The organism is Rapidithrix thailandica, from assembly GCF_039710355.1.
GTDB classification, from domain to species: Bacteria; Bacteroidota; Bacteroidia; order Cytophagales; family Flammeovirgaceae; genus Rapidithrix; species Rapidithrix thailandica.
In genome coordinates this window covers 437,761-452,471 of sequence record NZ_JBDKWZ010000003.1, presented here as the reverse complement: position 1 = coordinate 452,471, position 14,711 = coordinate 437,761, and the positions used below count along the sequence as shown (strand labels likewise).

8 protein-coding genes are annotated in these 14,711 nt (G+C 41.6%); all 8 read right to left on the bottom strand.

What is annotated here, in order from left to right; all coding sequences use genetic code 11:
* Positions 1-222 precede the first annotated feature (222 nt).
* The 8 genes from AAG747_RS07450 to AAG747_RS07415 all read right to left on the bottom strand — a co-directional run bounded on the left by AAG747_RS07450 (position 223) and on the right by AAG747_RS07415 (position 14,602).
* Entirely contained in the window at positions 223-1,260 is a 1,038-nt protein-coding gene (locus tag AAG747_RS07450; RefSeq protein WP_346820522.1) for a FecR family protein, read from the bottom strand.
* Between the two features lie 77 nt (positions 1,261-1,337).
* Entirely contained in the window at positions 1,338-1,934 is a 597-nt protein-coding gene (locus tag AAG747_RS07445; protein WP_346820521.1) for an RNA polymerase sigma factor, read from the bottom strand.
* Between the two features lie 286 nt (positions 1,935-2,220).
* A complete protein-coding gene (locus tag AAG747_RS07440; RefSeq protein ID WP_346820520.1) occupies positions 2,221-3,837 on the bottom strand; it encodes a RagB/SusD family nutrient uptake outer membrane protein in 1,617 nt (538 codons plus the stop codon).
* 13 nt (positions 3,838-3,850) lie between these two features.
* Positions 3,851-7,228, bottom strand: coding sequence for a SusC/RagA family TonB-linked outer membrane protein (locus AAG747_RS07435; RefSeq protein WP_346820519.1), 3,378 nt, complete (start codon positions 7,226-7,228; stop codon positions 3,851-3,853).
* A gap of 178 nt (positions 7,229-7,406) precedes the next feature.
* A complete protein-coding gene (locus AAG747_RS07430; RefSeq protein ID WP_346820518.1) occupies positions 7,407-8,393 on the bottom strand; it encodes a FecR family protein in 987 nt (328 codons plus the stop codon).
* A 161-nt stretch (positions 8,394-8,554) separates the two neighbouring features.
* Positions 8,555-9,127 carry an RNA polymerase sigma factor gene (locus AAG747_RS07425; RefSeq protein ID WP_346820517.1) on the bottom strand — a complete coding sequence of 191 codons (573 nt, stop codon included), beginning with the start codon at positions 9,125-9,127 and terminating at the stop codon, positions 8,555-8,557.
* Positions 9,128-9,399: 272 nt separating this feature from the next.
* On the bottom strand, positions 9,400-11,115 hold the full coding sequence (locus tag AAG747_RS07420) for a RagB/SusD family nutrient uptake outer membrane protein (RefSeq protein WP_346820516.1): 1,716 nt from the start codon (positions 11,113-11,115) through the stop codon (positions 9,400-9,402).
* 19 nt (positions 11,116-11,134) lie between these two features.
* Entirely contained in the window at positions 11,135-14,602 is a 3,468-nt protein-coding gene (locus tag AAG747_RS07415) for a SusC/RagA family TonB-linked outer membrane protein (protein ID WP_346820515.1), read from the bottom strand.
* Positions 14,603-14,711 lie beyond the last annotated feature (109 nt).

Here is a 14,711-nt window from a genome sequence, read left to right as displayed (position 1 = left end):
CTATCTCAATTGCTTGATCAGAGTTCGCCAAAATTCCACAAGCAAGAGGGAGAGAGAAATACTAGTTTCCAAGCCGGAGGTACATTGTTATACTTCCGGTTTTTTGTTTCATTAAAGGTAGCTTATTACGAAAGATCTACTTTGGGAAAGCATGCCCTGTAAAGTGGTAAATAAAAGAGATCCCTGAGAAATGCAATCGTAATGTTTTTTTCATAGGCATACTTATTTAGTTCCGGTGATAATAATGGATTTTCCTTGTTGGGTATAATCAAACCCCAGGGCAAAGCTGGCCCCTTTCAAAATATGACCGAGTGTTTGATTGTGAAATCGCCCGGTAAATTTCTTTTCGATCAGATGCGTTTTGGAGAGTGTTATATCCACCCCATACCATCGCTCCAACTTATGAGCAACTTGGTGAATATCAGCTTCCTTAAATACCAGAATATCATTTTTCCAAGCTAATTCTTCCTCCGGATCAAAAGCAGAAGCCACAATTCCCGTATCCAAACAAATGGCCATTTGGTTGGGGGTCAATTGCACCCTCCGTGATTTTTCCTTTATATCCTCTACTTGCACCTTTCCTTCTACCAGCGCTATTTTAAACACCTCTTGCGAGGGGTAAGCATTAATATTAAAAGAGGTACCTAAAACGGTCGTCTGAAAATTTCCCGTATGGATAATAAAAGGCCTTCCGGCATCTTTTACTACCTCGAAATACGCTTCACCTTCCAAATACACTTCCCGCTTGTCCAAGGTAAACTTCTGGGGAAATTTAATGCTGCTCCCCGCATTGATTTTCACGGTAGTTCCGTCCCCAAGTTTAAGGCTAAGTTTCTGTCCATCAGGTACTTTTCTTTCAAAGTACTCTTTGGTATTTTGTACGGTGTCCGTCTTTTTCACGGTGATCACCTGTGGGTAATAATATAAAAACCCTACGGCACAGACCATTACTACTACTGCTGCTGCCCAACCTCTCTTCCACAAAGGCACAACTTTTCCGCTTTTGCCTATAGTAGCTTGAAGCAAATACTTTTCAAAGCGTTTAATATCCTGTTCCGCATCCTTTATAGAAGGTTTCCGCTTTTGAAAGCGAACCCACTGCAGTATTTCCTTTGCCTCTTCTATTTCGGGCGCTTTGTCCGGGAAGTTTCGTAATATTTCTTCCCAGATTTTTTGACTCTCTTTATCTCCTTCCCGCACATATTTCTGAAAGGACTCATCCATCAAAAAGTCCTCTACAGAATAATTCGAATAATCCATTTTCAATTTACACTTTAGGTATAGTGGAAATAAGGCCGGTTTTGTACCCTATGTTTCTTTAAAAAAAATCAATAAATTTATAAACTATTGATATACAATATTTTAGAAGTAAAAAAAATAATTACAACCAATGATAACAATCGTTTTCTCAGGCTTGTTAAGGCTTTGTGAAGGGTATTCCGAACCGATTGATAGCTCAGAGACATGATGTCTTGTATTTCCTGATAAGAAAGCTCATCGTAAAATTTGAGGTAAATAATTTCCTTTTGCCGGGGCGACAAATGAGACAAAGCCTCCATGATTTTTTGTTGATTTTCCTTCGTAATATCTTGTTGAATCAGGAGGTCTTCAGGAGAAAAAGTGATTTGAAAAGATTCTTGTTGTAGTGAATCGATGGACGTTTGGCGATTTTTCTTTTTCAACTTATGAAAAATCAACCTCCGCAAATACTTCAGTAAATACGCTTTGATATGAAGGACATCATTGAGCTTAGCTCTTTGTTCCCAGAGATTTACAAATATTTCATGGATACAATCGCGTGTCAATTCCTGATCGTTGGATAGTTTTAAGCCATAGCTATACAATAGCTCATAATGAGACTTATAGATTTGTAAATAAGCCTCTTTATTGCCATTTTTCAAGGAGTTCCATATGGTTTGATCAGGAAGCTTCAAAGTGGACAATGGATTAAAGCTATTAAAAAAGTAGCTTAAAGACAGAGCCTAATATATAAATATTGTGGGTAAATTTCCTTCCTCTCATCATTTTACAGGCAGAAAATCTTACTTCTTATGCATTTACAGAGTAAATAACCTGCATCGCAAAGAATTATATATCAGGTTATATGGTATTTGCCAAAGTGCTGTCCGGTAGCAAACAAAAGAGGCTGGAAAATCCAGCCTCTTTTGTTTTTAGCATTTGTAAATGCTATGAATAGGTTTACTAGGTTTTATTTAGTTCTTAATAATTTGGGTTTTGTGGCTTCAAATTCTCATTCAAAAGAATTTCTTCCTGAGGGACCGGAAATAAATAATCTTTTTCGGGATTGAATGAGCGCTCCACCCCACCATAGCGTAAAGTTTGCACTTCGGTTTCACCGCTTTTGATGTACCTCATGCCTTCGATAGGCCCTTGCATCACCACATGGGCTATCTTCCATCTGCGAATGTCAAAAAAGCGAAGTCCTTCCAAAGCCAATTCAACCATCCGTTCATGCCGCAAAATTTGTCTTAATTCTTCTTGCGACTTACCGGCACTCACCTCAGGTAAGTTTACATCATTTCGCTGGCGAACGGCATTGATGGCAGCATACACCGATGCGTCTATTTGGTTGGCTTCTATTTTGGCTTCCGCATACATTAATAAAACATCTGCATAGCGAATCAAGATGAAATTTGTCCCTCCGTTTCCACGGTCATCTTTGTCTTCTCGGTTAATGTATTTTTTGGTGTTAAAGCCGGTCTTGGTCCGGAAATAATCCACTTCCACTTCATCTTCAGTTCCGGAACCGGGACGCGGGTCATAAATGATTCCGTTATACAGTTCATCTCCCGGAACATTGTCAGAGAAAGTCGGAATAAACAATGAATATCCTAAGCGAGGGTCCCGGTTGGCATACGGATCTAAAGGATCGTACAAAGGATCTTCATCAATTGCCAAACCGTTAATTGTTTGATAGGCATCCACCAAGGTCAATGTAGGACACACTCCTACCCCCCCTTGCATTCCTTTGGGTGCATATGCAGCAAAGAAATTATGGTTGGCAATATCTTGCGCATATTGACGGTCGAGGATGACTTCGGTATTGTTTTGCGCATCGTACGAAAACAGGTTCTCATATTCAGGATATAAACCATATACATTCAAATCCATCACCGATTTGGCTGCTTCGGCCGCTTTGGTATAGCGTTTTGCATACAACATGGCCCGGGCTTTCATAGCCCATGCCGCTCCCTTGGTGATCCGGCCAAGGTTTTCCCCTGAGTACGCTTCCGGCAACCAATTGGCTATCTCGGAAAATTCCTTTTCTACGAAGTCCCAGATTTCTTCACTGGAATTTTTGCCAATGGTTTTTCCTTCCGATACATCCAAGGTTTTCGTAACCAATGGAATATCTCCGAACAAAAACACCATTCTCGTATAAAAGAATGCACGGATAAAACGGGCTTCTCCTTTTAAGCGATTCAGTAAATCTTCGTCTATATCCGGCTCGTTTTCTTTTACTTTATCGATATTTTCCAAGAAATAATTGGCTGCCCGGATAGCAGCATAACCATTATCCCATAGATTATCAAAATATCCAAGGGTTGCATTATGCTCTCCTCTTTCAATGGTTACTTTTGCATCGTACGTGGTGTTGGTATGCCCGATGTCAGACATCATATCCCATTGCATTTCGCTAATTCCAGGCAACTTGGTGTACAAGGCATTGACCGCATTCACAGCATCTGCCTCCGTTTTCCAAAACAATTCGCTTCCCAATTGATCCTGGGGGTAAGTATCCAATAGGCTGTCATCACATTGAGTAAACAACAAGCTCGACAAAAAGACGATAGTAACTTTCAATAATTTCTTCATCACAGGTAGTTTTTTAAAATCCGACATTTAGGCCAATGGTGTAGGTTTTCAACTGAGGGTAAAAGTCTCCCCTTCCTGTGGGTGCTTCCGCATCAATACCCCATTCGTTCAGTTTTGAAATTGTAAACAAATTGGTTCCTCCCACATACACTCTGGCTCTACTCATTCCCACTTTATCCAAAAAGATTTCCGGAAGATTGTATCCGATTTGCAAGTTTTTCAAACGCAAATAAGAACCGTCTACCACCCACTTGTCCGAAGGTTGTGTATTTCTATTACTTTGTTTTTCAGGTCTTGGAAAGCGGGCATCCGGATTTTCAGGAGTCCAATAGTCTTTGGCAATATCCAAGGTAAACCCTTCCCAACTACCGGCCTCTACCAATGAGCCCATCACAGCCATGTCCTGTTTGGCCACTCCTTGAAATTGTATATTTACGTCGAAGTTTTTCCAGCCTAAGCCAAGGTTTGCACCATAGGTATATCTTGGAATGGTAGAACCCAGAATTTCTTTGTCCTCCGCATTCAATACCCCATCCTCATTTCGATCCACATACTTAATGTCTCCTACTTTGGCAGAAGGTGCTAACAGTGGATAAGGATTGTCCTCATCAAAATCAGCTTCGGTATAATAGCCATCGGTCCGGTAGCCCCAAAGTGAATTGATGGGTTGTCCTTCCTGCCAGGTCATCCAATCTTTCTCTCCATTGAAATACGGGCCTGTTCCGGCCAAGTCCACAATCTCGTTCTGCACATCAGAAAGGTTCAAGGTTACATTGTACCGAAAGTCTCCTTTCTTCTCCCGGTACGTTACCTGAGCTTCCCAGCCCCGGTTGCGTACTTTTCCCGCATTGATAGGAGATGCTTCCAAACCGATAATTCCGGGAATTTCCAAATCCAATAAAATTCCTTCCGTAAGCTTGTTGAACCAATCAAAAGTGAATAAGATCTTACCATTGAAAACCGAAGCATCCAAACCGATATTGGTTTGATTAGTCGACTCCCAGGTCAATTCGCTACTGGCCAGTTTGTTTTGAAAGACACCTGTTACCAATTGCCCGTTAAACACATAGTTGTTCAGCAACAAGTTTTCATAGGTAGGGTAATACACCCGTTGTCCATTCTGATAAATTTTATTATTTCCGGTTTCACCGTAAGAAGCCCGCAACTTAAAGTTATCCACCACATTTCTCAAAGGATCCCAGAAAGCTTCTTCTGACAGGCGCCATGCTGCTGAAATGGATGGAAACACGGCATAACGTTGGTCCTCTGAAAAGCCCGAAGAGCCGTCATAACGCAAGTTTGTTTCTAAAAAGTACTTGTCGTTATAGCTATACCGGAGACGGCCAAATACGGAACGTAAACCTTCATCCAAATAGCTGCTATTCATATTCCGCTTGGCTTTATCGGCATCATTTCCCAAGCCAATCAAATCATTGTTGTAATAGTTTTGCCCTTGGGCATTCATGCCTATATAATCGTAAGAAATTTGTGAATAGCCGGCCATTACATGAAAGCTGTGCTTATTTACCTCGAAATCATAGCTCAACGTATTATTCCAAGTCATTCGCTTCGATTCATACCTCAACTCTTGCAATTGATTAATGTTCCGCTGCTTTCTGAGAGCTCCGGTGTTGTAATCATAAATTTCGTAAGTAGGCCAATTTTTCAATTGGTTTTCTTTCCAATAGTTCACACCTACTTGAGTATTAAATTTCAAGCCTTCAAGGATTTCATAAGTCCCTTTCACATTCAGGTTTACAAAATCCGAAACCACTTTGGTTCTTCCCACAATGTCCGGATCAGTATACATCAAGGGGTTATGCCCTTGTTTACTTAAGCCATAGCTTCCATCGGGATATTGCGGCACTGCCCACTGCGAACCGTGTAACATATAGTGATAGATATTGCCATTATTGGTCGTATTGCGTTGTTGTCTTTTGTAAGAAATATCTGCTCCCAGGTTGATTTTATCATTGATCTTAATATCGTTGTTCAATCGCAACTGATAAAGTTTGCTGTCCCTGTTCGGAAAGATTCCCTTTTGGTCACGGTAATTGATGCTGGCCATGGTTTTCAGATAGTCCCCACCCCCGGAAATAGAGAGGGTATGGTTTTGCATAGGAGCATAGTTATCGATCACAGAATTAAACCAATCATTGGGTAAGGGATAATTCAAGCGATCCTTTCCACTCACATAATTTTGAATATCTTCTTCAGAATACAAAGGCGCACTACCCCGGTTCTCGTAAGCCAGGTTTTGTAACCTCAGGTAATTTTCCGTACCCATATGTTCCGGTAAGTTAGTGGGATTTTGGAATGCGACCCAGCCGCTGTAGTTAATACGAGGTTTTCCTTCTTCTCCCCGTTTGGTAGTAATAAGCAATACACCATTGGCCGCTCTGGAACCGTAAATTGCCGTAGAAGCCGCATCTTTCAATACGGAAATGGACTCGATCATAGAGGGATCGATAGACTCGTAAGGTTGCTCCACTCCGTCTACAATCACTAAGGGATTATTGTCATTTAACGTAGTAACCCCCCGCACACGAATGGAAATATTATTGCTACCGGGTTCCCCGCCTTTGTCCCAGATAGTCAACCCGGGTACCATTCCCTGCATACTGGATTTCAGGTTTTGTGTAGGGCGTTCTTCCAACTCCGCACCATTCACAGCCGTAACGGCACTGGTCAAAGAGGTTTTCTTCTGAGTGCCATAACCCACTACTACCACTTCCTCCAATTGAGCTACATCAGGCTCCATCACCACATTCAAAGAAGACTGTTTGTCAACAAGAATTTCCTGAGATTTGTAGCCGATAAAACTGAACAACAGTGTACTTCCTTCCGGAATCGTTACTTTGTATTTTCCGTCAAAATCCGTAGTGGTGCCTATGGAAGTACCTACCACCAGGATAGTGACTCCTGGCAAGGGCTGGCCGTCTTCCGAAGAAGTAACCACGCCTGATACCACCACGTCTTTCACAACCAACGGGATTTCCACTAAAGGCTGTTCCGGTTGTGCTCCCAGTTCCTTAACATTGATATTTTGATTGACTTGTTTAAATCCAAGTTGCCCCACTTTGGCAAGCTCTGTCAGAATCGCAGCGATCGTATGCCTTTTCCGTGGGAGAGTCACCTTCACCTGTGTACCGGTTACAGTTCCTTTTTGGTACACAAAACGATATTGAGTATTTGATTCAATGGAAGCAATGACTTCTTCAATGCTAGCCCGCTTAAAACCTACGGTCAAATACACGTCTTTGATACTTTTGACTTTTTGTGCATTTCCGTGAGAGGCAAGCCCTAACGTAAAGAAAAAACATTGAAGAATTGCTCCATACAGAGAGTATTTAGAGTACATTATAATACGCTTAGATAGAGTATTTTTCATATCTTTGATATGTTTTAATGAATAAACAGGTTTATTGAAACAGCACTTAGACACAGCAGGGAACAATGGGCAAATTGTATCCTGCCAAGTGCGCTAAGAGTATATCTGGTCGTTGGGCAAAACGACCAGATTTTTTTGTTTTAGGAGGTATTGTATCTGTTGGGCATACAATTTTTTTTTAATTAAAAATCACTTTCACATTACTATGATCTATTGAAAAGCGAAAGCCACAAGAGTAACTTAAACTGGTCAATACATTTTCCAAACTTTGTCGTTTAAATTCCCCTCTGACATAGATGGGTTTGCCTGGCTTATTCACTAAATCTATCTCCACTCCGTACCAGCGTTCCAAGGTTTTTTCCATATGTTCCAAGCTGGAATTTTCAAAGTAAATGACTCCTTCTACCCAGGCGGTTTCTAGCTTCGGATGAAAGGTGCTCTTTGTTATTGTCTGCTTTTCCGCAGTAAAATTTGCCAATTCTCCCGGCTCCAAAATCAGCTCTTCCACTGATTTCAATTGCGTATGTTTTACAGACACTTTTCCTGAAGTAAGTGCTACTTTTAACTCTTGGTTTGAATAGGCATTCACATTAAATGAGGTTCCCAAAGCTGTGGTGGCAATCCCTTGTGCGTACACAGTAAAAGGCCTTGTGGAGTCATGGGCTACTTCAAAAAACGCTTCTCCCTCTAACGTTACCTCCCGTTTATCTGCAGAAAAGCCTTTGACAAATGAAACCCCAGAGCCAGCATTCAATACAATCCGGCTTCCGTCACCTAACTTCAAGGTTCGCTTCTGCCCGGCTTCCGTTGTATATACCACTTTTTCCTGTTGAACTACGAATAAAGCATCAGGTGTGTTCTCCATTTGAAAATAATACAAGCCCACTCCCAACACGACAAGTATGCTGGCCGCAACTTTCAACCAGTTCCTAGGAAAAATCTTTCGAAGCGGTTGGTGTACCGGCAGTTTTCTATGAATTTGATCGAGTACTTTTTGCTCATCAAATTCTAAGGCTTCTTCTTCACTCTCTGTTGAAATTTGTTGTTCAACACTTTCGAAAATTTCCTCTTTGCCTTCTTGTTTGTTTAGCCAAAGCAGAAAATCCTTTTCCTCTTCTTTACTAAGTTGACCTTTAAAATATTTATCAAATGCTGACGGATCCACAATACATGCACTATCTGGTTTGTGAGTATATATCCCGGAATGAACGGATTTACTCACATACCTTTTAAAAAAAATATTTTTTTTGTGGACTTTTGAGAAAAGCTCTTCAAAAGAAATACATTATCAATTGATAGTCAATCAATTAAAACTATTCATTTTTTTCAACAAAAATCTAGTAATAAGCAAAGCATTCCTACTAAAATCCCGGCTTTGATCAGATCCTCCTTTAAACTTTTATTGGCCCGGTAGATCTGGTTTTCCACTGTACGCTTGCTAAGGGACAATTCTGTAGCAATCTCCTCCGAGTTGAGTCCCACGATGGTGTAGAGTAAAAAGATTTGTTTTTGTTTTTCAGGAAGTTTGTCAATTAATTGTTGTGAGAATTTTTTCATGTCTTCAAATTCCACCTCTGTGTGGCTATTGTTTTGCGGCTCTTTCCGGAAGGAAAGCGCATATTTTTTCAAGGCCAAGTCGTTGGCTTTGGCCTTTAGTGTTTTGTACACCTGATGTTTTGTGATGGTACTTAAATAGGCCTGAAAAGAAAGATTGGGATCTATATTCTGACGATTTTTCCAGATTTTGATAAACACTTCCTGCACCATTTCTTCCGCATCCTCCTTGGTCAAACCGAATTTCAACGCGATCACAAATACTTTTTTGCTGTATTTGTGATAAAGCATTGTAAAAGCTTCCCTGTCTCCGGATTTTAGTCGTTGTAATTCTTTCACTTCCATTATTACCCAGTAATCGTTTACCCCTTAGGTAAACGGCTATGCATTATGGCCAATAAAATTAGGAAAATTAGTGCAAAGTTCGTTTTTCGAATCCTTTTCAATGCGTCCTCTTTATAATTCTCATAAAGAAAATTTGAATCAGCTCATTCGCCATAAAAAAGAAGCCCAAGGGATATTCCCCTGGGCTTCAATAACTTAATTTTTAAAAAACAGATTGGATTTTACACTATGAAAAGCTTTATTGGTACCTTAAACACTCTTGGTGTAATTTCTCAATTCTCCCAACCGGGGTTTTGCGTGAGATGATCATTTAACGTAAGCTCCTGGGTAGAAATAGGACGAAGATAATCGCGGTTAGGATCAAACTGAAATCCGTTGGGAATTTGTGTTTGCAAAGGATCTACATACCCGTCATTATCTACATGTACGTCTAAATCAGGAAAATCACTTTGGTTAAATTTAACCCCTTTAATGCGCTTATTGACAAAAAGTGCATGAGCTCTCCAACGCATCAAATCATCATAACGATAGCCTTCCGCGGCCAACTCTACCCTGCGTTCGCGTCTGATCTCATTAAGAAGCGGTGACAAACCGGGAAAATCCCAATTAGGATCCGTAGTAATAGAAGACAATTCCAATGGAGACATATTTACTCTCGCTCTCAAAAGGTTAATCGATTTGTCCAAATCTCCTTGAGAAAGCGTTCCCAATTCGGCTTTGGCTTCTGCAAAATTCAACAAGGCTTCGGCATAGCGAAAAATGATGCTGCCGGTTTCACTTAAGTACGAACCTTTATGTTGTTCGAAATCGGGATCAGCTCCTTTGAAAATCTGATAACCGGTAGGACAATTACTTTCTCCCGTAGCATCCAAGTCGGATTTTTCAAAAGCTCTGGTTACCTCTCCTCCTTCTACCGTCATGGGGTCGCCCGGGGTGTAAATGGTTTGTTGAAGACGGGCATCCCGGTTAGCGACCACGGCTACTAAATCAGCATCGCCTTGATAGTCCGGACTAACGGCAATGGGCTTACCATCCGTACAGAGATAAGAGTCTACCAATGCTTTGGAAATGCCCCTTCCTCCTCCAACTCTGGCCAGGTAGCGTTGTCCGTTATGGGACATTCCCAAATCGGTATTGTACCTTTTCCACAACATGATTTCGGTATTTCCCGAATAATCTTTTTGATTGAATAAGTGCCAATAATCCTTTTCCGGATCACCTGTACTGTAAACACTGTAATTTCCTGAATTCATGACGGCTTCTGCAGCTTCTGCAGCAATTTGAAAATACTTACTCCCATCCGATCCGTCAACGCCAAATGGGGTTCCTGCATGATATTTCTCCCAAGTGCCTTCGTACAAAGCCACTCTGGATTTGAAGAGTTGCGCAATTTCCTGATTCAAACGATTCCCTCCCAAATTTGCCCCGGGAGCCATATAAGCGATAGCACTATCCAGATCTTCAAGGATATGATCAATCAACTCATTTCGAGGCGTTCTGTTGGAATATAATTCTTCCGAATCCACATTCAAGGGTTTATCTACCCAGGGAACATCTCCATAATTTTTGACCAAATTAAAATAGAAATACGCTCTGAAAAAGCGGCCTTCTCCTACAAACTGTTGGTACTCGCTAAAAGGAGCTTCCACACTTTGGTATTTGCTCAACAAAATATTGACAGAGCGAATGCTTCCATAACTCCAGCTTCCACTTGCCGGTATAGTTGTCCGGCCGGCCAGGTGGTTGTTCACACTATAGTGTGTCATATTATCACTATTGCTGTCAAACCAGAAGATACCACCGTCCCAGCCTCCCCAAGCGGGAAAAGAGGTATAAAATTGATTGACATACAACTCCAAGTCACTTGGGGTTTTCCAATATTCTGCAGCATCCACTTCATCCAATAAACTGCGGTTCAAAAAATCCTCATTACAACTGCTGAATACCGATAGCCAAAAAACACTTAAGAATATATATAACTTTCTCATATCGTCTTGATTTTTTTGATTAGAAACTTACATTAACACCCATAGACAGTACTTTTTGCAAAGGGTAAATTTTACCGCTTCCCCAGGCACCGCCCACTGTTTCAGGGTCAAACAGTTTGGTTAATTTGGTGAAGGTCAATAAGTTTTCACCACTGAAGTATACCCGGGCATTTTCTAATCCGATTTTATTTAAGAGGGAACTTGGCAGCGTATACCCTATCTGGATATTTTTCAAACGCATATACGCTCCGTTTTCCAAATATTTGGTTTGCGTTTTCGTGTTTTTGGTATGTTCTCCACTCATATAAGGTTTGGGATAGAAAGCATTGGGATTGTCAGGTGACCAATAATCCAAGTGTGCATCAAATACACTGTTTTGCCACATATTTCCGACAAAACCCCAATACACATTCGTATTGCTGGACAATGCAATATCCCGCTTGCCTACTCCCTGGAAGAATACATTCAAATCAAATCCTTTCCAGCTGGCTCCCATACTCAAGCCATAGGTATACCGGGGATTTTTGTTACCGATAATGCGTTGATCCCCCGGATCATCCGTTGTATTATCTCCCCAGTCAATTTTTCCATCCCCGTTGAGATCTTCATATTTGATATCACCGGCTCCCCAATTGGTGTGAAAGCGAGTTTGATCGGCCCAGTTGTTTACTTCATCATCAGACTGGAAATAACCTGCTGTGGTATATCCCCAGATATCTCCTAAGCGCTGGCCTACTCTGTAATCGCTTAAAATATTGGTGGGGTTATTATACTCCGTAATGGTAGAGTAGTTATCTGCCAGGTTCACTTTTACATTGTATTGAAAGTCAGACCCGATTTCATCTTGCCAAGAAAGTACGAGTTCGATACCTTCCGTTTCCAGGGTTGCATTATTTTCTTTCGGGGCACTGGTACCTAACAAGGCTGGTAGAGTATTGGCTCTTCCGAACATATCGGAGGTGGTTCGTCTGTACCAATCAAAGGTCAACCCAAGGCGACTGTCAAGAAATGTCGCGTCCATTCCGATATCAATGGTAGTGGCTGTTTCCCAGGTCAAATTATTACTGATGATTCCCGGGGCTACTGTATAAGCAGGGCGTTCGCTACCCATAATCCAACCTAAACGGGCCCCTACAGGAATCCGCTCTACAAACAAATAGCGCTCATTCCATCGCAGGTTACTATTTCCCAAAGAACCCCACGAACCTCGTATTTTCAAATCATTCACAACCCGGTCGATTCCTTGCCAGAACGGTTCTTTGGAAATATTATACCCAATAGAAGCCGAGGGGAAAAAGCCCCAACGTTTCCCTTCTTTGAAAAAAGAACTTCCATCGTAGCGGGCATTGAGTTCCAAAAGGTATTTCTCTTTAAAATTATAATTGAGACGCCCGAAAAACCCTCGGTTGGAATAGTGGTCCAAACCATCGCCAATATTTTGTTCCCCTGTAGCGGTACTGATAGAAGGGATTTTATCCGTCACCAGTTTGGTCTTACTTCCCGAAAGCGTATGTTCTTTTTTCAACTGATCTTCCACCCCTACCATTGCTTTAAAGAAATGGCTTCCCACTTGCCTTTCATAGGAGGTCGTAATATTTGCCAAATAAAACTCATCATTACTCATAGATTCGCCAAAGGAAGTGATGGGATACGCAATATTGGAAAAAGTACCATTGGGCTCCTGGCGTTGTACATTTTTATTATGATAGGTTTGCTTTCTGGCGAACGCATTCCAATTGAATCGAATATTGGTCTTCCAACCTTTTACCGGTTCCAACATGGTCCCGACCGTCAACCACAAATCGTTGTCATAGCGCTTGGTTTTTCCCCCTTCTTTCATTTTCAACACATCTCCTTCTATGTAATTTCCATTGGGGTCTTTTAAGGGATTCACCGGCCATTTACGGGTAATCTGATGATACAACACATGGCGGTCGTATCCTGCCCAGGCATTGGGATAGACGGTTTGGGAACGGGCATATTTGGCATTAAAATCCAAACTCATCCACTTACTCACCTGGGTGTTGATATTAGCCGTCAGGTTATACCTTTTATAAGAATCTCCGGCAAACTTATACTGCCCTTGTTGATCAAAAAAGCCTCCTGAAAGGTAAAAAGAGGTGTTCTCAGTTCCGCCACTGACTTTGATATCGTGTTTTTGACGATAGGACCAGTCGCGATAAAAAATATCATACCAGTCATAATTTGCATGTCCTTTGCCCCATTCCGCCCAACGACCCGGATCGTCCGGGTTGTCAATGGCCTCTTCTTTCAAAGTTCCGGCTTGGTAATCCCGGATGCGTTGTAAGGTAGCATCATCAAACACCACCCCTTGGTTCGAATTCAAGGCTGCAGTATTGTAGGCTTCGGCAAAAGCCAAAGAGTTGGCACCTTCGGGCAAGCGAATCGGGGCGGCCATCGCCAGGTTGTTCGAATATTGAAATGAAATTTTCTTGCCTTTTCTTCCTTTTTTAGTAGTAATTAACACGACTCCATAGGTTCCCTTCGAGCCGTAAATTGCCGCCGAAGCAGCATCCTTCAATACCGATACACTTTCAATGTCATTGGGATTTACATTGTTGATATCCATGGGGACCCCATCCACCAAAATATAGGGTGTTCCTCCGTCACCGGTCAAGGTACCAATACCACGGATGTTCCAGTTTTGGGTGGCTCCGGGTTCCCCTCCGGTATTGTTGACCGAAATATTCAGGTTGGGTGATATTCCCTGAATGGCCTGCGCTACGTTGGATACAGGACGGTTTTTTAAGGATTCCGAAGTAATTTGGTCTACGGCTCCGGTCAAGTTCACTTTCTTCTGTGTACCGTACCCAACGACTACTACTTCTTCTAACTGTTTGGTATCAACCAACATGATCACATCGATCTTCGATTGTCCGCCCAGTGCTATTTCTTGAGTAGTATAACCAATATAACTAAAGATCAATGTTGCATCCTCCGGTACCGCTATTTGGTAACTCCCCTGTATATCCGAGGTGGTTCCTTTGGTACTTCCTTTAATCAAGATGCTAACTCCGGGAAGTGGTTCTCCGTCTTCGTCAGTGATCTTTCCTTTAATGGTTACCTCCTGAAGAATGGCAACTTCCGGTTTGGAAGATAGCTTTGTATTGTAAGGCGACACCGTGATATCATGATTGGCTTGTCTGAATTTTACCTGAGCTTGTTTGGAAAGTGCTGACAACAAATCGGACAAGGGTGCATTGTAAAACTGTATGTCCACCCGCTTGTTCAGGTTTACTTTTTTGCGGTCATAAAAGAACTTAAAATCGGTCCTTTCTTCCAGCTGAGCAAAGATTTCTTTTAACTTGGTGTCTTTCATTTGTAAGCTTACCCTTACCTGATAGACACTTTTTTGGGCTATGGTACTGTTCGCCAGTAGCAAATTCACCATCAGGCACTGGACGAGCATTCCATAAAATGTGAGTTTTGATAGCATTTTTATTAGCCGTAAAGTTCTCCATTTCATATCTTTGTGATTAATAGGTTAATAATAGGTTTACTTAGGTTGTTCTTCTTTAACCAGGCGCAAAATCGGTTAAGGAAGACACATGAGGTCGGTGAACATAGGTTTGCCG